The following is a 21,147-nucleotide window of genomic DNA, read 5'->3' as shown; positions in this document are numbered from 1 at the left end:
AGAATATACTGGCGGCTATTCTCATTTTTGGAACATGGCAGTATATGATTATCTTTAGCACCAACCTTGGCGATTTTACCGTAGAGCTTGAAATGGAACGTGCACCGGTTTCTTCAAAAAACTTTCTAAAATACTGCCAAGACGGTTTTTATCAAGGCACTATTTTTCATCGGGTTATTAAAGGTTTTATGGTGCAGGGTGGTGGCTTAACCGCCAAAATGACAGAAAAACCAACTCGCGACCCTATTGCCAATGAAGCCAATAAAGGCTTGAAAAACGTGTTGGGCACGTTAGCCATGGCGCGAACGGATTCGCCGCATTCTGCTACTGGGCAGTTTTTTATTAATGTCGCTGACAATGATTTTCTAGACCACGTTGCGACAACTAATGCAGGGTGGGGTTATGCGGTGTTTGCTAAAGTGACCGCGGGTATGGATGTTATCCAACAAATGGAGCGGGTTAACACCACGACTATTGCGGGCCATGATGATGTGCCGCGTGAGCCGATTGTGGTTGAGAAAGTAACGATAATTGACGAGAAACCCGTTGCTTAAGCGCGGTGGTTTAAAGGGTTTGGTTTAAATGCTTGTTTAACTGCTTGTTTAAATGTGTTGTTCAGCATTTGTCTTTTAAGCCTTGCGGCTTAGGTGTGCTAATTCAAGCGCGCGTTTTTGTCAGCTTAACAACAGCCATAAAAAAAGGTTCGACATCACTGTCGAACCTTTTTTGATCTGCTATTAATTTAATGTGCTATTTAGCAATAGCACAGAGATATAGCACAGAGGTTCAGATTAAAGCGTGTAGCGAAGACCGATGGCGATACCGTCATCTTCAGACACTTCCATTCTGGCTTGTTGTACTTTGTCTGCACTGGTAAAGTCACTGAAGTCACTACGAGTTTCAATGTATATCACCGTTTGAGGGTCAAATAAATAGTGCAAACCTACTACCACAAATTGGCGCTTAAAGACGTCGTTAGGGTCTGCATTGTAGTTAGGTTGGATCACATAGTTAGATCCCGCATCCAGTACGTTGTATGACACAAAAGCACGAATGTCATTATCGAACTTGTATGAGAACAATGACTCAAGACCCACAGCGTCGTTAATTAACCGGCCGATGTTGTCGGTGTCGTGATTTTCGTTTTTATTCACGTTGGCAGCGGCATAAAAACCGTTTTGATCAAAGTTGCCCCACGTGATCCCCATACCGTAAATAAGATCAACCGCAGTGGATGAGCCACCATCAGCAAAGTTCACATCAAACTCACCCCGGTTAACCCCAGCGGTTAACACTAACTTGTCGGTTGCTTGGTAAGTGACAGCACCGCCATAAGTATAATTGAATTCAACTTGTTGTGCTGCCGTTGAGCCAGAGTCCCACAATTCTTCACAGGCACTTTCGGTAATGTTTTCGACATCACAGGTATAAAAAGCAGAGTTTTTTAACTGGGCTTGCACTGCAAAACTGACGTCGCCAAAGCTGTTGCGATACTGAACTGTTTTGTCGCCACGACCGACACCATTTACGGCGCCGTCATCTTTGTTATAAGTGTAAACACCAGCAGTGTTACCGTCCCACACAAAACCATAGTTTGTGCTATAAACCACGTCATACCAAGCACCCCATTGCTTGCCAATTGTGATGCTACCGTAGGTGTCATGTGCGATACCGACATAACCTAAACGGTTATAAAAAAACTCTTCTTGGATTGATTCAAAGCGATTGTTGTAAACAATGTCTGTGCTACCTACCGGATTAACACCCCATTCAAGCAAGGCGTAGGCTCTCCAGTCATTTTGTAGCTGACGATTAAAACCAAAATTAATGCGTGAAGCACCGTTAACAACTTCTGTTTCACCTTGAGTATTGATCACGCGCGCATCGATAAATCCGCCAATTTTAACCGCATTGACATCATCTTTATAAATTTCGATTGCCGACGCTGAGGGTGCGATAAGAATGGTTGAAATTAATGCTGCAATTAATGTTCTGTTCATTTTAATCTCTTGTCTTGTTGTTTGAGTAAGCACAGCTTAGTCCGTTAAGATATCTTTCCATTAAGACGACGGAGAATATCAAACCTATGAGTGACTCACAAAGTGAAATATGCTCAAAAAAGGCGATATATCTCTTAAAATACGTTGTTCAATGACTTAGCAAAATTGAGTGTTAACACTGGGTTGTAGTATGGTTAATAATTGTAAGGAGATGTTATATTGCGGTTGCTTATGCATTTAATATGAATTTTTATTTGCTTTATAACTAGTGTGTTTTTTAAGCGTTTATTTGATGTAGATCGCGACTTTATTTCACCAATGGCATACGCTTAATTTAGCACTGTTATCGATTTTATCGGGGGCGACATTATGGACATGACTTTGCAGTTTCACGGCGCAACTCAAGAGGTCACTGGATCTTGCCATTTACTCACAGTCAAAGGGCAGCAAGTGCTGCTTGATTGTGGATTAATTCAAGGGAGTAAAGCTGACTGGTTACGTAATCACGATCCTTTTCCATTCAAAGCGCAAGATATCCATGCTGTGGTATTAAGCCATGCACATATTGATCATTCCGGTCGTCTACCTTATCTGATTAATCAGGGGTTTACTGGGCCCATTTATACTCAAAAAGCCACCGCGCAGTTATGTGATGTGATGTTGCGTGACGCGGCTATGCTGCAAGAAAGAGACACCGACAGACAAAATAAAAAACGTGCAAAACATGATTTAGAACCGCTCGAGCCGCTATTTACCGAGGAGGATGTTGAGCAAGTGATGGCGCAGTTTGTGATGGTAGATTATGGCCAGCGAGTGCAGGTTGCCGATGGGGTAGAGGTTTGTTTGTCCGATGCGGGACATATTCTGGGTTCTGCGGTGGTTGAGTTGTGGTTAGGCAATAAACCTCAACAGAAAAAACTGGTTTTTAGTGGTGATTTAGGTCGTGCAGGTATGCCGGTTTTGGATGACCCAACGTTTATTGAACAAGCTGATTTAGTGCTAATGGAAAGTACTTACGGCGATAGGTTGCATCGCAGTTGGCAAGATACCTTGGTTGAACTGAAATCAATTTTCAAACGAACTATTCATGAAAGTAGGGGCAATATTTTGATCCCAGCATTTTCGGTGGGACGTGCTCAAGAGCTTCTTTATCTATTTCATTTATATGCCAAAGAGTGGGACTTATCACGTTGGCGTATTTGTTTAGACAGTCCAATGGCGATAAAAGCAACCGAGGTATATGTTAACAATTATCCATTGATGGACGATGACTTTAAGCGTTTTACCCGCTTATCTTCTGGGCAACATCCCTTGTTATCCAGTGCTGAATTTGTCTGTAGCACTGAAGAGTCGATAGAGCTGAACGATATTCATAAAGGATTAATCATTATTGCGGGCAGTGGTATGTGTAATGGCGGCCGCATTCGTAATCATTTTGTGCATAACCTATGGCGTAAAGAAGCCGATATTATTATTTGTGGTTTTCAGGCAATGGGAACGCCAGGCCGAATACTCGTCGACGGTGCTGAAGAACTGACGATTCATGGCCAGAGTATTAAGGTTGCTGCAAGTATCCATACGGTAGGTGGGTTATCAGCCCATGCCGACCAAGCCGAGTTATTGTCTTGGTATCGCCATTTTGAGCAATCTCCCGCAGTGATATTGGTACATGGTGAACTAGAAGCACAGCAAGTATTGATTGAAGCGCTTAATCAAGACAGTGCCAATAAACCGAAAAATAGCGCCATTGCTGAGCGAGGAGATTGCCTAGACTTAAACGCTTTACCTGAGTTCGTGTGGCTGAATAAGGCAAGTGGATCTAATGAGCCATCAGAAACTTAATTCAAATAAATGTGTTATGAGGTGAACGATTGCTTAGCCTGCGGGCTAAGCATCAATTTCGTGTTGCAGCTTTTCGATGTCATCTAAAATGCGCATAAATTTTTGCCCAAATTCGGTCACTTGGTATTCCACTCTGGGTGGAATTTCAGGGTAATTAATTTTATTCAAAATGCCGAATTCGATGTTTTTCTTCAAACATTGATTAAGCACTTTAGTGCTGAGTCCTTCTACTGACTTTACCATTTCACCGGGACGGTTAATGTTATTGGCTAATAACTGATATACAGTTAAAGACCATTTACAGCCGTAGATGGTTTCGACCATACGGGCACTTTTTTCTGGGGCGGATTTTCGAGGGAATATTTTTTCTTTTGTATTCATCAATATGTACCTAAAAGTACCTATGTCACCGATTTGTACTTACTATTCAATCGGATAGTTTACCCATAAGCTTAACACACTTACTCTTACATTAGGTGTGAACACATGACGAATTTACCCCAAGAAACAGCGCTAATTATTGGCGGCACAAGTGGTATTGGCTTTGAAACAGCAAAGCAATTAGTGGCTCAAGGTATCGATACTATTATTGTTGGTAACAAAGTCGATAAGCTTAATAGCGCAGTGGCGCAACTCTCATCATTAGGCAGTGTAAACGGGCTTCAAGCTAATTTATATGACTCACAAGACCTTGCCCGTTTGATCAATATGATCAACTCAACAGACAAGAAGATTGCTTATTTGGTTAACGCAGCAGGGTCTTTTAATCCTAAGCCATTTTTAGACCATCAAGTAAGTGATTACGATACTTACATGGATCTTAACAAAGCGATTTTTGTTATTTCGCAAGCGGTTAGCAACAACATGATTAAATATGGCGGTGGCAGCATTGTGAATATTGGCTCTATGTGGGCTAAACAAGCCATTAAAGCCACCCCATCAAGTGCCTATTCTATGGCTAAAGCGGGTTTGCATTCCTTAACGCAACACATGGCAATGGAACTGGCAGAGCACCATATTCGAGTTAATGCGGTATCACCCGCCGTGGTGAGTACACCTATTTATGAAGCCTTTATTGAACCTGAAAATATGGCTAGTGTGCTTGAAAGCTTCAATGCATTTCATCCTATCGGCCGAGTGGGTAGTCCGGCCGATGTCGCTAATAGCATAGTGTTTTTGCTATCAGAGCAAGCATCTTGGGTCACGGGCGCCGTATGGGATGTTGATGGCGGCGTGATGGCAGGACGTAATTAATCTACACCTGTTCACCGCAACACCGCGAGCCATGGTATTGACGGTTTAACCATTGCTCAAATAATACAACAGGGTGTTCAACATCGGCTGCTTAGGGGGCGATCCGCTAAGGCGCTGTTTGAGGTATGTTTGTTTGAGGGGTTCTGTTTGGGGCGATCTTCGTCGCCCCGTCTTATCAGTCGACCTATTTTGAGCGCCATTAGATTAAATCACACTTAATAAGCGTTAATATTTCATTCTATAAATAGGCGTGACACGTTAAGCTATGCACAAAATAAGAGATGTGAGTGGCGTGATGAAGTTAGTCAACATAAATAAGAGCCAATATCGTTCGGCCAACAATTTAGTGCAGATAGGATTACTGGCGACATTAGCCATTTTGTCGCTGATATTTGGTCAGTTGCTGATCTACTTTTTCGGTGTGAAACCATTACCAGGTGCAGAGTCGACCGGTAATTTTCATTTGAATTTAACCGGGGTTATTTTGGCATTGATGGTGTGCAGTTTATTGGTGCGAAACCTACGTCAAAAACCGAAGTTTTATGAAGTGTATTATGTGTGGCAATTGAAACAGCTACAGAATAAAATTTTTCGTAAACTAAAATCGATTCAACAAGCCGCTAAAGATAATAATCGCGATGCATTGCTGATACTGTGTTTTTATTATCAAAGCTTAGCGTTAGTTTATAATTTAGATAACAACACCTTAACCATGTCAAACGTGAACAATGAGTTAGATAAACTCCAAAAGTCTATTGACGCTGCTGGTTTTTCTATTGATGTGGATGAGTTTACTCCCGAAATGCTAAAAGACTTTTAGATCTATCATCTGCTGATAACCTTTTTTGCTGGCTCGACAGCTTGATTTTTTCAGTAGATGCCATCAATTCTTACCTTAAATAAGGAGCCATGATGTCAATATTGGCAGATATTCCTTTCTCATTACTTGAACTCGCGCCGATGCGTGAAGATTCCACTGTGTCAGAGACCTTACAAGACAGTTTACGTTATGCCCAGTACGCCGAACGCCTTGATGTGAACCGTTTTTGGTTAGCCGAACACCACAATATGCCGGGCATTATTTGCTCTGCCACCTCAATTTTAATCGGTTACATTGCCGGTGGTACTGAGCGCATTCGTGTTGGTGCTGGTGGGATTATGTTACCTAACCATCCACCGCTCGTGGTGGCAGAGCAGTTTGGCACCTTGGCCAGTCTGTATCCTGGACGAATTGATTTAGGCTTAGGCCGTGCACCAGGCAGCGATCCGGTCACAAGTTTAGCGTTCAATCGTGATAACCAACGGGCAGAACATTTTCCTGATGAGGTGCGCGAGTTGCAATCGTTACTCGGCCCACATGAACTGCGTCAACACAGTAACGGCAAAGCGGTGCGAGCGATCCCTGGTGAAGACACCAATGTGCCTATTTGGTTATTAGGCTCTAGCTTATTCAGTGCGCAATTAGCGGCAGAGCGAGGCTTGCCTTATGTGTTTGCTGGCCACTTTGCGCCGCGTTTTCTGTCTGAAGCCCTTGCGCTTTATCGACGTAAATTTACTCCTTCAGCTGTGCTGGATAAACCTTATGTGATGGTCGGCCTGCCTTTAGTTGCCGCGCCAACCGATGCCGAGGCAGAGCATCTTAGCACTACCTCTAAACAGCGTATTTTAGCGTTAATTCGTGGCCAAGAAATGTGGCTTAAACCGCCAATAGACAGCATGAATGGCCTGTGGAGCGAGCAAGAAAAAAACTATGTTGATAGCTTTTTAAGTTTGTCTATCTGCGGCGGCCCAGTAACGATTAAGCATCAATTAGAGATGTTTGTAGAGCAATTTGGGGTAGATGAGTTGATGTTTACCAATGACTTGTATGACAGCGAGCACCGTTTACGCGCCTTAGATATTTTAATGAGCGTGAAGCAATAGCATACCCATTTGCTGCACAATTGCTTAGTTGATGGTGGCTAAAAGCATAAAAAAACCAAGACACATGTCTTGGTTTTTTTGTCTGTCAGATCTAAACTGGTCAGCTCAAAAAGGCTAAATAGCTTGACCATTTACAGTCAGTTTTACATCAATGTTGCCACGTACTGCGTTTGAGTATGGGCAAACTTGGTGAGCTGTTTTAACTAACTGTTCAGCTTCTGCTTGGTCCAGATCAAGTTCAACGGCTAGCGCAACTATTAATGCAAAACCACCACTATCATTGGCGCCTATACCCACAGTAGACGTGGTTGGAGCCGATTTGATCGCCACTTTAGTTTGACTCGCAACGTGCAGAATCGCGTTAGAAAAACACGCGGCATAACCTGCAGCAAATAACTGTTCTGGATTAGTAAACTCACCGCTGCCACCCATTTCTTTTGGGTAACTTAACTGTAAATCAACTTTTTTGTCGTCAGTAGAAACTTGGCCATTACGACCTGCTAGTGCTGTAGCTGAAGTTGTGTATAACGCTTTCATAATAGACCTCATAAAGTATGTTAAAAATATTGGTGGTAAAAATTCTGTTGATTGCTTTGGCTCATATCGACATCTTGTTGATGTTACTAAGTGATGATCATATCAAGTGATTAACGATATTAAGTTGCGCACAATCTAATTGTGTTTACTATAACGCGAGGATTTAACTTTTGCAACTACATTGTGCACAATTTAATTTTTTATTGTATCTACTTACCGTTATTTTATTGCCCCAATTCGTATCTGCACCTCGATATCAATATGATTAGTTTGTCATTATTTTGTCACCTTTATGTCATCATTTGCTTTCACAATAGCGTCTCATTAGATCCCTTAGGCAGTGCTAAGCATCGCCGTATAAACAGCTAACGATAAAAATAAGGATAGGCTATGAAACGGTTTGTGACTCGTCGTGATTTTCTGGCAATGTCAGCTAAAGGCGTAGGCGCGGTAGTCGTGTCGTATGGATTAATGGGCTGCAGTAGTGATGATGACGATGCTATTTCAGGGCAGTTTTTACAAGGTGTTGCCAGTGGCGATCCCGCAACCGATGCCGTCATTTTATGGACCCGGGTCACGCCCGATGTTGAAGGTGATATTACGGTTTCATGGCAAGTCGCCACCGACAGTAACTTTACTCAGCTAGTCACTAACGGCCAAATGGTGACGACTAAAGATCGTGACTATACCGTTAAAGTGGACGCGGTCGGTCTGGAGGCGGGTCAGCAGTATTTTTATCGTTTTACAGCCGGCGATACAGTGTCAGAAATTGGCCAAACGCGCACGTTACCCGAGGGCAGTGTTGCATCGGTAACATTAGCGGTAATGTCATGTGCTAATTTTCCCGCGGGTTACTTTAATGTATACGAAATGGCGGCGCAGCAAGATGATATAGATGCTGTGGTGCATTTGGGTGATTATTTATATGAGTATGCCCGCGGTGAATATGCCAGTGAGCATGCCATTGAGCTGGATCGTGAAGTGTTGCCAGCCGGCGAGCTATTTCTATTAGACGACTATCGGACTCGTTACAGTCAGTATCGTAGTGACGCCAGTTTACAAAAACTGCATGCCAAAGTGGCGTTCATTACCGTGTGGGACGACCATGAAGTGGCCAACGATACTTGGAAAGACGGTGCCGAAAATCATAACGATAGTGAAGGCGATTTTGATCAGCGCAAAGAGGCGGCACTGCAAGCTTACTTTGAATGGCTGCCAATTCGCCCATGGAGCGAAGGTAATCATGAGGAAATCTACCGAAGCTTTAATTTTGGTAATTTGGTTGATTTGCATATGCTCGATACTCGGGTATTGGCTCGCGATAAGCAGTTAGAATATAGCCAATACATTGATGCGACGACGGGGGCATTTAACAACGTAACCTTTCTAGCCGATGTGACCGATACCAACCGCACTATGCTAGGCCAGACACAATTATTGTGGTTACAGCAAACCTTATTGCAGTCTACTGCTAAGTGGCAAGTGTTGGGTCAACAAGTGTTAATGGGTAAAATGTTAATGCCAGCGGCTATTGCCACCCAACAAATGAGTATTCCGCAGTTTGCAGAGCTCGCCGGATTAGCGCAATTAGCCGGTCGCGCCCAAGCGAGCGACCCGACATTAACCACACAAGAGTTGGCTTACCTACAAGCTAATCAAGACAAATTAACCCCTGAGGTTATTGCACTGCTACAACTACCAGCCATTCCATACAACTTAGATGCTTGGGACGGTTATGCTTACGAGCGTGAAGTTATTTTAGCGACGGCAAAATCGTTAAATCATAACTTGGTGGTTATTGCCGGTGATACTCATAATGCATGGGCGAGTGATTTAACCGACAGTGGCGGGGAGATCGTGGGGATAGAATTTGCCACCAGTTCAGTATCGTCTCCTGGGCTGGAATACTATTTAGGATTGTCTGATGCTGAAATGCCAGCAACAGAAGCGGCGATCGTTGATTTGATCGCCGATCTTAACTACGCCAACTTAAAAGACCGCGGTTACTTGCTACTGACATTTACTCAAGATGAAGTGCGCAGTGATTGGCAATATGTAGACACGATTTTAAATAAGACGTTTGCTCCGTTAGATGGGCGTGGTTACAGTGCCACTAGCGCGGCGGGTAGCCCTAAAGTGATGCCCGTTTCGTCATAGGTAGTGTCATTTTAATCGACATTGGATGTAAAAAAGCCACCTTCAGGTGGCTTTTTTATTGCTAAAGCTGTTGGAAACAAGATCCGGATCGAGGTTAATTAATGGTCAGAGCGACAATTTTTAACGGATGATTATCATCAAATGACGGAAAATCTTCATAACAGTCGAGCCATTGATTATAAATAACTTTACGCCCTTGTTTTTCAACGCAGCGCACTAAACTGTCATACCATGCTTGGCGGTCCACTTTGGCGACATTATTACAGCATACTAAAGTGCCGCCGACTTTTGTCGCCAGAACAGCAGGTTTAAATAGGCCTTGGTAATCATTGACGAGATCGACAATACCGAAGGCACTTTTGGCAAAACGTGGCGGGTCTAAAAAGACTAAATCAAATTGTGTTGCGCGCAGCTTGGGGTATTTTGGCAGTTTTTGATTGCGACGTCCGCCTATCGGTAAACCCGCCAATTGGCGCAGCGCCGGAAAGGCATCACTTTGGACAAATTCACACACATCAGTGACATTGTTTAACTCGGCATTTGTTTGCCCAGCGGCCAATGCAAATGATGAAAAGTCGACATTCATCACTCTACGAGCGCCGCCCATAGCGGCGGCAATTCCAATCCCACAAGTGTATGAAAACAGGTTTAACACCGTCTTGCCTTGGCTATTATTACGAACATATTCGCGGCCAATACGCATGTCTAAAAATAATAATGGATCTTGACCTTCATGGCGCAGTTTTGACGTGAACAGAATGCCATTTTCTTGGATAACTTGGGTCGATTGCGCGTAGTCTTGGGCTTCATTTTCGGGATGATTTACCACCCGAGAATGACTGCCAGAGCGGTCGTTGTAAACAATATGGTAGTCAGCATGGGCGGTAAGTAGGCTTGATATGTCTTCAAGTTGCTGCGCGGATAATGTTTGATGAAAGGTTTGGATTAGCCATGCATCACCGTAACGATCGATATTCAGGCCATTCTCACCTTCAACAGTGCCATGGAAAACGCGATAACAATCAGTATTATTGTGGGCCGCTTGCTCAAAAAAAGTGGCTCGTTTGGCTAACGCATCGGCTAAAACAGCTTGAATGGACATGGGAGCTCGTTAAATGGAGTGGCAATTGGCGCGGATTATAGCAAACATTCCGATTTAGTGAAGTTGCGGCAGAGACTATTCATCTGGCAGATGCACTTTAAAGGTTTTGTTGGCAATGATTTTACCGTTTAGCTCTAGCGTCATTCGCCAGTTACCGACTTTATTGGTGATGGGTGCCCAAATACAATCACCCAGATAAAAGCGCCAATCGTTTTGTTTAATAAACACTTCACCATCGAATGGCGGACGAATATTGCCATTGTTATCAGTAATATCCGGGTGGTAAATACAGTAGGTTAGCACTTGATTTTTGGCTTTACGGATGCGAGTGATAAAGCCAAATTCGGTATCGATAATAGCGGGCACATGAACCGTTGCCTGTAACAAGCGTGGCAGGTCGTCGTTCTGATTGTCCCATTGACTGAATATGCCACTGTAAATAATGCTCACATCCGCTGTTAACTTACTCAAGCGCTATCCTTTTGTTGATTTAGCAACAATTGCGACCCAATTGTGTTCGACGTAAATACCCAATGAGGCGGATCAATGGCGATTAAATCGTCGTTATTAGTGTTGATCTGTTAAGTGTTTAATTGCCGCTTGCAACGCAAAGTCGTAGCCTTGGGCACCTAAGCCACAAATCACCCCTAGGGCTTTATCTGAAAAGTACGAATGGTGCCTAAATGGCTCACGGGCATGTACGTTAGATAAATGCACTTCAATAAACGGGATCGAGACACCGAGTATGGCATCACGCAAGGCGACACTGGTGTGGGTAAAAGCGGCAGGATTGATAATAATAAACTGCGCATCAGTCCCATGGATGGCATCAATCAGCTGGTACTCAGCATTAGACTGAATATGTTCCAGTTGAACCCCTGCTTGGACCGCACTTTTACTTAACGCTTCAACAATAGTGGTGAGCGTTTGGTGACCGTAATGTCCGGGTTCACGACGGCCGAGCAGGTTTAAATTGGGGCCGTTGATCAATAAAATTTTTGTTGTTTGGCTCATGACGGTTCCTGTAAAAATCGCAACGTAAGTCGATTTAATCTGCAGCATAAATAGGTTTTTAACAAGCATTCTTACCGAAGATGGTTATCAGGTAAACCAAAAAATGCTCAACTAGCGTGTAACCTTATTGATTGAGCGATGGCGGGCTCACTTTTTTATTAATAGTCAGATTTATTTTGGCGCATCGCTTTGGTGGCACCGCGTTGTTTTTTGGTTTCAATGCGTCGCGTTTGGCTGCCTTTTGTTGCTCTAGTCGGGATACGTTTTTTTTGAACAATACCAACACCTTTTACCAGCTCAATAAATTGTTCCAGTGCCGTTTGACGGTTAAAGTCTTGGCTGCGTGATTGCTGACATTTTATAATGACTTTGCCGCTTTTAGTAATGCGATGATCGGCTTTTTCAAGCAGCTTTTGTTGATAAAATTCGGGTAACGATGATGAGGCAATATCAAAGCTGAGTTGAGCGGCGGTCGACACTTTATTGATATGTTGGCCACCCGCACCACTTGAGCGGACAAAGTGCCATTCAATTTCATTGTCTTGCAATATGACTCGTTGAGTAATTTGTATCATTGGGTTGTGATAGCCCCCTTCATTGACTGTCGATAAACCTATCGTTGTGCTTAAATGTCGCTAAGGCATGAGTGTTGATGTTGGGTGATGTAGGTCTATTCTACCGCAGACGCGGAAAATTTTCAGAGTTGTCTTATGGTGATATCTGTGTTGATGTTTCAATGACCCGTTAGCCTTTAGCCGCGGGGGCGTTAACCCTTGGTCTTTAACTATGGGCTTTGAACTAAAAAGCCTGACTGGCCTCTGAGTTATTACATATTTAATGAAATGAATAGAATAGTTTTGCTATCATAAGCGCCATTGTCGCTTTACACGATAACATCACCGTATAAAGTCTGTTCTATGGCCTGATTATAAGGCTGGAGTTGCCGTTATGTTATGTCAAATCCCCGATATTACCAAGGGTGTCATTAGTTTATTTGTCAGCGGCCGTTTATCGGCCCAAGATTACCGAAGCCGTTTACAGCCCGCCATTAAGAGTTATCGTAAAGACTGGGATCAAGTGTGTCTTTACATTGAAGCGGATGTGTTATTAGAAGGCTGGGAATTTGCTTCATTAACCGGCAGTGGTGAAGTACAGTTACCTGCGTTTGATGCCTTAGTGTTTGTGGGCGGCCCTGATTGGGTCGGTAATGCTGTTAGGTTAATGGGGCCGTTTATGCAAGGTGAAGTCGCCTGGTTTCCATTAGAACGTAAACAAGATGCGGTTACTTGGATCACCAAACGATCGCAATGTTAGTATTGATGTTATTACTTTAGAACAGGATAGCTTATGTCATTATCAAAATTATTTGCCGTATCAAGTGCGTTATTGTTAACCCTTAGTTTAACGGCATGTGCACCAGAAGTCGGTAGCGAAGCATGGTGTAAGCAGATGAAAGAAAAACAAAGTGGTGATTGGACTGCCAATGAAGCAGCCGATTATGCCAAATACTGCGTCTTTAAATAAATTTATATCTGGTTTTATTTAAAACAGGGGCATTTGTTATTAAAATGCCCTATTTTAATTTTCAGTTTTTTGCAATAGTACTAAATTAATATAAAGAAAAATAATCCTTAAAGTATACACCCTCTCGAGATTTTCCTTTGTTAGCACTTGTACATAACCCTTCTAATTAATTTAATGTTCATCTTTAAATATGATAAGCAGTACATTCTGGCTAATTAAGCTATTTAAGCTATTTAAATGAATATTATTTTATTCTAATAACTTTTTGGTTGTTATTTATTGGTTTTAATATTTTTAAGTAATATAAACACAAAAAATTGAATAAACATTGATCAGTTTGTTTGATATTTATTCTATTTTTTAGTGCCACCAAATTCATTGGATAATAAGTGATGTTAATGTGAGCCAAACCACTTCTCATTAATAATAATTAATGTATATTGAGCGAATCGCTAGAAACAAATCTCTGTTATATCTTTATGTATTTTAAAGGTTTATAAACTATTTAGGATGGAATTTATGAAGAAAGGACTCTTTGCGGCAACTGTCGCATGTGCAATATTATCTGGTTGCGTTAGTATCGAAAAAACCATTAATGATAGCATGAAGACTTTAACTAACGCATTTAGTACACCTCAAATTCCAGTATCTGAATTAAAACCAGCACGAGAATCTAGCGCAAAAAACATGAAGCGTATTGCGGTGATTCATGATCAACGCAGGCCTACGGGTGGTTCAATTCTAGAGACCAACCTTACCAACATTAAACTTAATAACTCCCCATACTTCACTTTAGTCGAGCGTTCTCAAATTGATGCTATTGTTAAAGAACAAAAGTTGAATGATGGCATATTAACTAATTCAGCGACTCGTATTAAATTAGGTAAGTTAACGGGTGCTGATACATTAATCAATGCAGGTTACTCTACTACAGTTGATTCATCTCGTTATTCAGAAAAAAGAAGTGAATGTACGGAAAAAGGTGATAATTGGTATAAGTGTAAAAAAAGTCGAAAATATACCGTTAGTTGTACCAAAAAAACTGCTGTTGTTATCTTGGAACCGAAAGCGGTTTCTGTAGAGTCTGGTCAAATTATATTTTCAAACCATTATAGCGAAATTGCTGAGAGTAAGGTGTGTAATGATTCTAACGATGCACAACCAACAGATGAAGAATTAGTTGGCAGAGCTTTGGCTCGAGTTACTCATGAATTAAAAATTGATTTAGCGCCATTTACATTAACAACTGATGTCGACCTTATGGATGACGACAATTCTGACATGCCTGATGATGCTGAAAAAATGTTTGATATGGGCATTGAATTTACACAAGAAGGTATGTATAAAAATGCCTGTCAAATGTTTGCTAAAGCACAAACTAAATATTCATCATCTATTGCAATCACCTATAACAATGCAGTTTGTGCAGAGTTTCTAGCGGATGTTGAAATGGCTGACGCTTTCTATTCTAAAGCAACAACTATGACTGATGAAATTGATGAATTGAAATTAGTTATGGAAGGTGAAACCCGTATTAAACAACGCTTAATTGATACGGAAGTGTTGAATAAGATAATCACAGAGCGTTTGTAATAATGGTTTCCTTTATTAATAAAGCACGACATCGTCGTGCTTTAAGTCTATCTATATTAACATTGGTTTTGGTTTGGCCGACGTCAGTAGTCGCTTGCAGCTGTGCTCAATATTATGCAGAACGCCCTCAGCCTGATTGGGTTACCTCCCAAACAGCTGATGGAATAACCTATATTGCAGCTGGGTCATCATTGTGTACGGGCCTCAAAAATTTAGATGAACGAAGAGTGGATAATGACGCTAGAGCGTCACTGACCAAAATGTTAAACACTTCGGTATCTACTCGCGAGAAAACATCTATTGGTGCAGTTGGTGATGCGGGTTACTCACGATATAAATCAAATACTGAATTAACAAGTGAACACATCTTAAAAAATGCCACTATTTTTGAGCGTTGGACTGATAATCAAAACTGTATTGTTTATGCAGGGATTATGTTAAAACAAGCTGATCTCGATAAAGGTAAAACTGAACAACTAGAGGCACAGCAACAGCAGTTGGTGGCCCAAAATGCTTGTGTTGAAAGTTCTGGTGAGAATCGAGTCCATGTTAAAGAATGGATGATTGAACGCTTGTTACAGCAAGGGTTCGCATTTAATCCAGACAAAACTTGTCAGGTAAAATATAGGCTTACGAGTAAGATTGTCAGTGCGCGTATCGATATGGTTAAAAATAATCTTATCGTTAAAGTGAGCAGAAATAATCAACCTATTTGGCATAAGACCTATTCAGGTAAAGCCATGAGTTACAGTCAAAGAAGCCGAAGTGAATTAACTCAATTAGCAATAAGCGACAGTTTAGATAGTTTCTTTGTTGATTTATCTTCGCTAAAACATAAAAAAATTACTCCATGACCAAGATGAAAAAAGCGGTAGCGCAGTTACTTACGGGTTCGACCATAGAAGAAGATGAAGGCCAAGTTGGTTTTTTTGCCAAAATGTCTCGTTTATTTATCTATATTGCATTTATTTTAATGGGGTTAGGTAATTGGTCTGATACTAAAGAGTTACTCACCGAAGGTTATCAAGGGTTTATTACTCATTTTACTGACAGAGTAGAACAAAAATCGCTTAATACCATCAGAGTGGGTAATTATCTAGCACATGTTGAAGCCAACATTGGTATGCCAACGATAATAAAAAGCTCAAGCATCAATAGCGCTTTAAAGTATCGATACTATAAACAAGATAAGTACTTACTAACTTTAATTACAGAGCAGCAAAGAGTCTCTGGCGTTGTGGTTCATAGTTTATTTAATGACAGCGTAATATTAGATCGCTTTGCGCCGCAAATCCCCTTTACGGACTTACATTTGCTAACCGATAGTATTGAATCAATTACGCAGCGAAGTAATGACTTTTTCTTTGATAGTAATAATTTAATTTACTTTATGACCACCACAGGTCTTGGTGCTGCTGGGATGCAGTTACAACTAGCGGCTGGTTTTACAGAGTATGACGGACAACAAGATCATTTCAAATCTACTTTAGATGAATTAGGCCAGGTGTTGATGTTAGATGAAACTGAAAAGGTAGCACCGTTAGCTAAAAAACTCACAGTACAAGCCGCTAATTTTTATGCTGTATATGAGATAGATGAGCAAATTATTGCCGACAGTTTATTAACTCGCTATGAATTTAATGCTTATTTCAAGGATTGATGTTTTCAAAGGATGAAGAAACATGGGCAAACGTGTGATATTAAATAAAGCCAAACCGATTCTAATAAGCCTTTGCTTTATTGGTGTTGGCTTATCTGTCGGCTCACTGGTTGATGCTGCAGATAGTGATTTTGAGAAATTTAAACAACAGCGTAAAGCTGAGGTTTCACAATTTAATCAATCTAAAAAAGCGGAATTTAAAAAATTCCGTGATGAGTACTTAGCTGAGTATGACGCCTACCGTGGTGAATTGCTGAAATTTTGGAGTGTACCAGAACAAAGCTCTTCCGAAGTAGAAGTTATTTATACACAAGATAAACAGACGCGCGTTAAAATTGATGCGTTAACTCAACAAGTGGTCATCGAAAATCTAACTGATGAAGTTATAGATCAAGACGTTATTATTAGTAAGTTGAAAGCCGACCCTAATACTCGCGTTTTATTAACCAATATAAATAACCAAGCTTCGCTAACAGATGAAAAAAATATTGTTAATACGTTAATTGACCAACCTTCAGAAGTCGTGGCAGAAAAAGTCATTAACGAACAAATTGATACGCAACAGCAACAAATGCTGTCACAGCTTGATGCGCAACAAAGTATTGAAGAAATAGAGATAGAAATTGCGGCTAAAGTTACCCCTAGCAAGGCTAAATCTCTTGAGATAAAAAGTAAACTCAAGCAAGTTAACGAGATTAATAAGCAATCTCAAAAACGTAAAAAAATAGCCGATAAGCAAGTTGAGGCATTAGTTAAAATCAATCCTACGTATAAAAAAATTCAAGTAAATACCATGCGTTTACCTGAAGATTATTTGTACAAATTATCCAAGGATTATTTAAGTTTCTATCAAAAGCAATCTTCAGAAATGAATATTCCCTTATCGTTATTACTTGCTATTTCATATGCTGAATCAACTTTTGACCCAAAAGCAAAATCTCATATTCCTGCATTTGGATTAATGCAAATTGTGCCAAGATCTGCAGGTATGGATGTTGCTAGAAAGTTTTATCGTAAAAATCAAGCTCCAACTTCGATAGAGCTGTATCAGCCTAATATTAACATTCGTTACGGCGCGGGTTATTTGTCCATTTTAAATGAACAATACCTTGATGGTATTGACGATCCAACAAGCAGGCAATATTGCGTTATAGCCGCTTACAATACTGGCGCAGGTAATATTGCAAAAACCTTTAATGGTGGAAATAATCGCTCTATAAAGCAGGCTTATAGCAAGATTAATGCGTTATCGCCCGATCAAGTCTATAGCAAATTAATGAAGCGTTTACCTTACCCCGAAACTCAAAAGTATTTAGCCAAAGTGTCTAAACTTGAAGCTAAATATCAACATCAAATTAATCAATGGAATTTATCCGAATAAGGGAATAATGATGAAAAAAGTGCTACTAATTTCTGCATCTGTTTTAATGCTAGCGGCTTGTAACAGTACGCCTCAATCACAATCTACATCTCTTGCGGACAATGATTCAGTGCCAAGTTGGGTATTTATGCCAACAAGTGAAAAAGGCTTAGCTTCTTCAAGTTGTGTTGCTTGGGGTGGGAATATGTCGGCAGCAAGAGCTCAAGCCATTGCCAATGCTAAAGCGGACCTTGCGCTACAAATTGAAACTCGTGCAAAAGTCATGGATAAAACCATGAACTCACAATCTCAACAAGGTACTGAAGTTCAGAATAAATCGACGTTTAGTCAAGTGAGTAAACAAGTAGCCGAGCAAAGTTTAATTGGTGCCATTCCAAAAGAAGTGGCTTTTGCCTTAATCGATAATCAGAAACAACTTTGTGCATTGGTTGAGATGGAAAATACCCAACCCTTATTTGATAACTTATTGGCTTCCGCTGGTGTGTCGCTAGACCCGTCTTTAGAAGCGAATTTATACAAAGATTTTCGCACTACAAAAATTACTGAAGAGCTACAGGCTGAGTTGTCTGGAAAAGAATTTGACTAAAATTATCTGTTAAATAGGCCTGTAAATCAGTTAATTTATTGTTTTATACCTTTATAAATTAGGGGGCTGTTGATCTTTGTTTGAATTTTGTGCGAAGAAGGTAATCTCGTATAGTTCACTTCGCCAAAAACAAATACAACGAGATTACCATGCCCCGATTAATGCTTGCTGATGAGATGTGGTCGAAGCTAAAAGCTATTCTGCTTGACGATAGCGTTTATAACAAGCGAGAGCATAGATATACGATGGAAGGGAGCCTCTATTGATTGCGTGTCGGCTGTCCTTGGCGCGATTTACCTGAATATTTTGGCTTATGGAATACGGTTTACCGTCGTTTTTTACTGTGGTCAAGAAAAGGTATTTTACTCAGATTGTTCAAGGCATTATCGACTGATAGCGATACAGCGTGGGAATGTCTTGAGGGGAGATATATTAAAGCACATCAACACAGTGCCAACGCGGCAATAACAGACCTATTGTAAGTCAATACAACACAGATAGCAGAACAACGAGCAGTTTGATAAACTGAGGTTACTGAGCAAAGAATAGGTTACAGGGTCAAAATCTTGTGTAAATTATTCTAGATTTTAATAAAAAGTGTGTATCATTACACTTTGTTGTTGTGGATTTCTCGTTGCTCAGGATTCTTTTATATTGTTGTCCAATTTACTTTCTCGCTTTTCAATGGCTGGGATATCAAGATTACTAATTGCTATTGTGTTACTGCAATTTATGGGCGCCAATATGGGTGCGCATCAACTGCATGTGGGCAACAGCAACGAAGAGCAAAATAATCATTCACATCTGCAATTTACTACCGAAGTGATTACCCTTGCTGAATGTGTAGACTGTGCTTGTGCGCTAGACGGTTCACGTATTCATTCAGCTAATGATGATCATCAGCATGCTAATAACATCACCGAGATTGAGCAAGTTGATATCTGCTTAGATTGTCAGTGTCATGGTGGCCATGTGGCACTGGTGACGCTTGGTGATAATGTTATCCGTGAACATTTTCATGATGCTTATGGCAATGTTAGCTTGCACTATATGGCGCCAGCGCCTTTCCCTGCTTATCGTCCTCCTACCGTTTAATCCTTTTAAACACTTTTTTACTGTTTAGAACCCCCTCTTGATCCGCTCACATTGCGCCAATGAGTGCTGCTTTTGCATTCTATTATGACGTTATGTGAAGCTTTTTATGGCGGTGGCTAAACTTATTACCGTTGATGTCATATGTGGCTATCGACGGTCTAGATTGTTTTAGGATTAACCATGAACACCAAATTAGTACCGCCTCTGTCTTTGCTGGCAGCATTAAATGCCAAATCTCTTGTGAATAATGCCGTGAGTCGTGTCGTGAGTAATACAGACACTCATGCTCAGTTAACAAGCCTGTTAAATCCCCTATTAAATGCTCGTAGCAATGCTCGTAGAAATAACCAAAGTAACTTAACTGTTTCTCGAGGATTATTGTTCGGCTCAGCGTTACTCGGTTCATTATTAATGTTATCTAGTTTGCCTGCTCAGGCAAGTAGTCAGCCAGCCGAAACTGACCACCAACAGTCGTTACTAAGCTTAAATACTGAGCAGCGCCAATTAGCGGGGATAGAGGTGTCACAATTGAGTCTGCAAGCTTTTAATTTACAGGCTGTCGCTACCGCGCAATTAATCGTTGATAAAGATAAAACCATTACCATTGCACCGCAATTAGATATGCAGGTACTTAAGCGTCATGTGGTGCCTGGAGAGCTGGTGACAAAAGGCCAACCTTTGTTAACCATAGGCGGAGCGGAGATTGCTGCCGCCCAAGCGAACTACATTAATGCGGCGACGGAATGGGACCGAATAAAGCGCATGAGTCCTGGCACCATCAGTGCTAGCCAACGCATGCAAATCGAAGTGAATGCTGAGTTAAAACGGGCCATTTTAGAATCAATCATGATGACCCCAGCGCAAATTGCTGCGTTAGCCAAATCGCCGAGTTCGATTGGCCAGTTTCAGTTATTAGCTTCCATTAATGGCCGGGTACAACAAGATGTCGCGACCTTAGGCCAAGTGCTAATAGCGGGTACGCCTTTGATGCAACTGACAGATGAATCGTATTTATGGGTGGAGGCTGAGGTTACGCCTATGCAAGCGGATCAAGTCAATATGGGCAGCAATGTGTTGGTTCATGTTGGCAGTCGTACTCGTAATGGGGTCATTATTGGCCGCTCTCATGAAATTAATCCGCAAACCCGCACAGAACAAGTATTGGTGAGGATGGCTAATCCAGGCCATGAATTACATGCAGGTGAGTTTGCCGAATTATACCTAGCAGACGATCAGCAGGCGAAGTCTGCTGGTTTTATTGTGCCTGATGCGGCCTTAACTCGCGGTGGTGATGGCGACTGGCAAGTGTTTGTTGAGCAAGAGGGTGGATTTAGCGCAGTAGAGGTCACTGTGGTTGAACGCCAACGTGGGTTGAGCTTTATTCGCGGTTTAGCTCCCCAAACACGAGTGGTTATTTCTGGGGCTTTTTTCTTAGCCTCAGAGCAAGCCAAAGCTGGTTTTGACATCCATAACCACTAA

The 21,147-nt window shown here is 41.4% G+C and carries 23 protein-coding genes; 16 read left to right on the top strand and 7 right to left on the bottom strand.

Annotated features, from left to right (window positions below):
- Nucleotides 1–44 precede the first annotated feature (44 nt).
- Nucleotides 45–554, top strand: coding sequence for a peptidylprolyl isomerase (locus tag AAEY93_RS01330; protein WP_124012592.1), 510 nt, complete (start codon nucleotides 45–47; stop codon nucleotides 552–554).
- A gap of 237 nt (nucleotides 555–791) precedes the next feature.
- On the opposite strand, the gene AAEY93_RS01325 is transcribed toward AAEY93_RS01330, so the two are convergent.
- Nucleotides 792–2,000 carry a porin gene (locus AAEY93_RS01325; RefSeq protein ID WP_351074542.1) on the bottom strand — a complete coding sequence of 403 codons (1,209 nt, stop codon included), beginning with the start codon at nucleotides 1,998–2,000 and terminating at the stop codon, nucleotides 792–794.
- Nucleotides 2,001–2,369: 369 nt separating this feature from the next.
- Between AAEY93_RS01325 and AAEY93_RS01320 the strand changes: the two genes are divergently transcribed.
- On the top strand, nucleotides 2,370–3,842 hold the full coding sequence (locus tag AAEY93_RS01320) for an MBL fold metallo-hydrolase RNA specificity domain-containing protein (RefSeq protein ID WP_351074540.1): 1,473 nt from the start codon (nucleotides 2,370–2,372) through the stop codon (nucleotides 3,840–3,842).
- Nucleotides 3,843–3,887: 45 nt separating this feature from the next.
- On the opposite strand, the gene AAEY93_RS01315 is transcribed toward AAEY93_RS01320, so the two are convergent.
- On the bottom strand, nucleotides 3,888–4,223 hold the full coding sequence (locus AAEY93_RS01315) for a winged helix-turn-helix transcriptional regulator (protein WP_101033942.1): 336 nt from the start codon (nucleotides 4,221–4,223) through the stop codon (nucleotides 3,888–3,890).
- A gap of 105 nt (nucleotides 4,224–4,328) precedes the next feature.
- On the opposite strand from AAEY93_RS01315, the gene AAEY93_RS01310 reads away from it, so the two are divergent.
- From AAEY93_RS01310 to AAEY93_RS01300, 3 genes are all read left to right on the top strand, one after another.
- Nucleotides 4,329–5,096 carry an SDR family NAD(P)-dependent oxidoreductase gene (locus AAEY93_RS01310; RefSeq protein WP_351074538.1) on the top strand — a complete coding sequence of 256 codons (768 nt, stop codon included), beginning with the start codon at nucleotides 4,329–4,331 and terminating at the stop codon, nucleotides 5,094–5,096.
- Between the two features lie 295 nt (nucleotides 5,097–5,391).
- Nucleotides 5,392–5,916, top strand: a complete 525-nt coding sequence (locus AAEY93_RS01305) for a DUF3087 domain-containing protein (RefSeq protein WP_101033944.1) — start codon at nucleotides 5,392–5,394, stop codon at nucleotides 5,914–5,916.
- Nucleotides 5,917–6,008: 92 nt separating this feature from the next.
- Complete coding sequence (locus AAEY93_RS01300) at nucleotides 6,009–7,019, top strand: LLM class flavin-dependent oxidoreductase (RefSeq protein ID WP_124012692.1); 1,011 nt, start codon at nucleotides 6,009–6,011, stop codon at nucleotides 7,017–7,019.
- Nucleotides 7,020–7,133: 114 nt separating this feature from the next.
- Here the strand turns inward: AAEY93_RS01300 and ohr are convergent, their stop codons facing one another.
- Nucleotides 7,134–7,556, bottom strand: a complete 423-nt coding sequence (gene ohr, locus AAEY93_RS01295; protein WP_124012588.1) for an organic hydroperoxide reductase Ohr — start codon at nucleotides 7,554–7,556, stop codon at nucleotides 7,134–7,136.
- A 390-nt stretch (nucleotides 7,557–7,946) separates the two neighbouring features.
- Between ohr and AAEY93_RS01290 the strand changes: the two genes are divergently transcribed.
- Nucleotides 7,947–9,713 (top strand): alkaline phosphatase D family protein, encoded by a 1,767-nt coding sequence (locus tag AAEY93_RS01290; RefSeq protein ID WP_351074535.1) that lies wholly within the window; start codon nucleotides 7,947–7,949, stop codon nucleotides 9,711–9,713.
- A gap of 94 nt (nucleotides 9,714–9,807) precedes the next feature.
- Here the strand turns inward: AAEY93_RS01290 and AAEY93_RS01285 are convergent, their stop codons facing one another.
- The 4 genes from AAEY93_RS01285 to arfB all read right to left on the bottom strand — a co-directional run bounded on the left by AAEY93_RS01285 (nucleotide 9,808) and on the right by arfB (nucleotide 12,404).
- Nucleotides 9,808–10,815: a class I SAM-dependent rRNA methyltransferase gene (locus AAEY93_RS01285; protein ID WP_124012586.1), complete on the bottom strand. Its 1,008-nt coding sequence runs from the start codon at nucleotides 10,813–10,815 to the stop codon at nucleotides 9,808–9,810.
- Between the two features lie 75 nt (nucleotides 10,816–10,890).
- Entirely contained in the window at nucleotides 10,891–11,286 is a 396-nt protein-coding gene (locus AAEY93_RS01280; protein ID WP_124012585.1) for a DUF3859 domain-containing protein, read from the bottom strand.
- Between the two features lie 96 nt (nucleotides 11,287–11,382).
- Nucleotides 11,383–11,829 carry a type II 3-dehydroquinate dehydratase gene (gene aroQ, locus AAEY93_RS01275; RefSeq protein ID WP_101033950.1) on the bottom strand — a complete coding sequence of 149 codons (447 nt, stop codon included), beginning with the start codon at nucleotides 11,827–11,829 and terminating at the stop codon, nucleotides 11,383–11,385.
- A gap of 158 nt (nucleotides 11,830–11,987) precedes the next feature.
- Nucleotides 11,988–12,404: an alternative ribosome rescue aminoacyl-tRNA hydrolase ArfB gene (arfB, locus tag AAEY93_RS01270; RefSeq protein ID WP_101033951.1), complete on the bottom strand. Its 417-nt coding sequence runs from the start codon at nucleotides 12,402–12,404 to the stop codon at nucleotides 11,988–11,990.
- 373 nt (nucleotides 12,405–12,777) lie between these two features.
- Here arfB and AAEY93_RS01265 point away from each other — a divergent pair, with 373 nt between their 5' ends.
- The 10 genes from AAEY93_RS01265 to AAEY93_RS01220 all read left to right on the top strand — a co-directional run bounded on the left by AAEY93_RS01265 (nucleotide 12,778) and on the right by AAEY93_RS01220 (nucleotide 21,147).
- Entirely contained in the window at nucleotides 12,778–13,143 is a 366-nt protein-coding gene (locus tag AAEY93_RS01265) for a SpoIIAA family protein (RefSeq protein ID WP_101033952.1), read from the top strand.
- 33 nt (nucleotides 13,144–13,176) lie between these two features.
- The gene (locus tag AAEY93_RS01260) at nucleotides 13,177–13,353 is read left to right on the top strand and encodes a DUF3012 domain-containing protein (protein WP_124012584.1); all 177 of its coding nucleotides are present in this window, start codon (nucleotides 13,177–13,179) and stop codon (nucleotides 13,351–13,353) included.
- Nucleotides 13,354–13,872: 519 nt separating this feature from the next.
- Nucleotides 13,873–14,946, top strand: a complete 1,074-nt coding sequence (locus AAEY93_RS01255; RefSeq protein WP_124012583.1) for a CsgG/HfaB family protein — start codon at nucleotides 13,873–13,875, stop codon at nucleotides 14,944–14,946.
- A 227-nt stretch (nucleotides 14,947–15,173) separates the two neighbouring features.
- Entirely contained in the window at nucleotides 15,174–15,800 is a 627-nt protein-coding gene (locus AAEY93_RS01250) for a hypothetical protein (RefSeq protein WP_124012582.1), read from the top strand.
- Entirely contained in the window at nucleotides 15,797–16,606 is an 810-nt protein-coding gene (locus tag AAEY93_RS01245; protein ID WP_351074530.1) for an ETEC_3214 domain-containing protein, read from the top strand. Before AAEY93_RS01250 ends, AAEY93_RS01245 begins: the two co-directional genes overlap by 4 nt.
- Before the next feature lie 22 nt (nucleotides 16,607–16,628).
- On the top strand, nucleotides 16,629–17,987 hold the full coding sequence (locus AAEY93_RS01240) for a transglycosylase SLT domain-containing protein (RefSeq protein WP_351074528.1): 1,359 nt from the start codon (nucleotides 16,629–16,631) through the stop codon (nucleotides 17,985–17,987).
- A 7-nt stretch (nucleotides 17,988–17,994) separates the two neighbouring features.
- The gene (locus tag AAEY93_RS01235; RefSeq protein ID WP_233768613.1) at nucleotides 17,995–18,573 is read left to right on the top strand and encodes a hypothetical protein; all 579 of its coding nucleotides are present in this window, start codon (nucleotides 17,995–17,997) and stop codon (nucleotides 18,571–18,573) included.
- 266 nt (nucleotides 18,574–18,839) lie between these two features.
- Complete coding sequence (locus AAEY93_RS01230; protein WP_502959544.1) at nucleotides 18,840–19,055, top strand: transposase; 216 nt, start codon at nucleotides 18,840–18,842, stop codon at nucleotides 19,053–19,055.
- A gap of 202 nt (nucleotides 19,056–19,257) precedes the next feature.
- The gene (locus tag AAEY93_RS01225; protein WP_124012691.1) at nucleotides 19,258–19,668 is read left to right on the top strand and encodes a hypothetical protein; all 411 of its coding nucleotides are present in this window, start codon (nucleotides 19,258–19,260) and stop codon (nucleotides 19,666–19,668) included.
- 180 nt (nucleotides 19,669–19,848) lie between these two features.
- Nucleotides 19,849–21,147 (top strand): efflux RND transporter periplasmic adaptor subunit, encoded by a 1,299-nt coding sequence (locus AAEY93_RS01220; RefSeq protein ID WP_351074525.1) that lies wholly within the window; start codon nucleotides 19,849–19,851, stop codon nucleotides 21,145–21,147.

The organism is Shewanella sp. CAL98-MNA-CIBAN-0140 (assembly GCF_040309905.1).
GTDB lineage: Bacteria > Pseudomonadota > Gammaproteobacteria > Enterobacterales > Shewanellaceae > Shewanella > Shewanella psychromarinicola.
This window is presented reverse-complemented; position numbering and strand designations above follow the sequence as displayed.

Coding starts and splice junctions, on each gene's coding strand:
- AAEY93_RS01265 (WP_101033952.1), top strand. CDS start 12,778: ATGTTATGTCAAATCCCCGATATTACCAAGGGTGTCATTAGTTTATTT.
- AAEY93_RS01245 (WP_351074530.1), top strand. CDS start 15,797: ATGACCAAGATGAAAAAAGCGGTAGCGCAGTTACTTACGGGTTCGACC.
- AAEY93_RS01255 (WP_124012583.1), top strand. CDS start 13,873: ATGAAGAAAGGACTCTTTGCGGCAACTGTCGCATGTGCAATATTATCT.
- AAEY93_RS01320 (WP_351074540.1), top strand. CDS start 2,370: ATGGACATGACTTTGCAGTTTCACGGCGCAACTCAAGAGGTCACTGGA.
- AAEY93_RS01330 (WP_124012592.1), top strand. CDS start 45: ATGATTATCTTTAGCACCAACCTTGGCGATTTTACCGTAGAGCTTGAA.
- aroQ (WP_101033950.1), bottom strand. CDS start 11,829: ATGAGCCAAACAACAAAAATTTTATTGATCAACGGCCCCAATTTAAAC.
- AAEY93_RS01225 (WP_124012691.1), top strand. CDS start 19,258: ATGGCTGGGATATCAAGATTACTAATTGCTATTGTGTTACTGCAATTT.
- ohr (WP_124012588.1), bottom strand. CDS start 7,556: ATGAAAGCGTTATACACAACTTCAGCTACAGCACTAGCAGGTCGTAAT.
- AAEY93_RS01240 (WP_351074528.1), top strand. CDS start 16,629: ATGGGCAAACGTGTGATATTAAATAAAGCCAAACCGATTCTAATAAGC.
- AAEY93_RS01315 (WP_101033942.1), bottom strand. CDS start 4,223: ATGAATACAAAAGAAAAAATATTCCCTCGAAAATCCGCCCCAGAAAAA.
- AAEY93_RS01300 (WP_124012692.1), top strand. CDS start 6,009: ATGTCAATATTGGCAGATATTCCTTTCTCATTACTTGAACTCGCGCCG.
- AAEY93_RS01325 (WP_351074542.1), bottom strand. CDS start 2,000: ATGAACAGAACATTAATTGCAGCATTAATTTCAACCATTCTTATCGCA.
- AAEY93_RS01310 (WP_351074538.1), top strand. CDS start 4,329: ATGACGAATTTACCCCAAGAAACAGCGCTAATTATTGGCGGCACAAGT.
- AAEY93_RS01290 (WP_351074535.1), top strand. CDS start 7,947: ATGAAACGGTTTGTGACTCGTCGTGATTTTCTGGCAATGTCAGCTAAA.
- AAEY93_RS01305 (WP_101033944.1), top strand. CDS start 5,392: ATGAAGTTAGTCAACATAAATAAGAGCCAATATCGTTCGGCCAACAAT.
- AAEY93_RS01285 (WP_124012586.1), bottom strand. CDS start 10,815: ATGTCCATTCAAGCTGTTTTAGCCGATGCGTTAGCCAAACGAGCCACT.
- AAEY93_RS01235 (WP_233768613.1), top strand. CDS start 17,995: ATGATGAAAAAAGTGCTACTAATTTCTGCATCTGTTTTAATGCTAGCG.
- AAEY93_RS01220 (WP_351074525.1), top strand. CDS start 19,849: ATGAACACCAAATTAGTACCGCCTCTGTCTTTGCTGGCAGCATTAAAT.
- AAEY93_RS01260 (WP_124012584.1), top strand. CDS start 13,177: ATGTCATTATCAAAATTATTTGCCGTATCAAGTGCGTTATTGTTAACC.
- arfB (WP_101033951.1), bottom strand. CDS start 12,404: ATGATACAAATTACTCAACGAGTCATATTGCAAGACAATGAAATTGAA.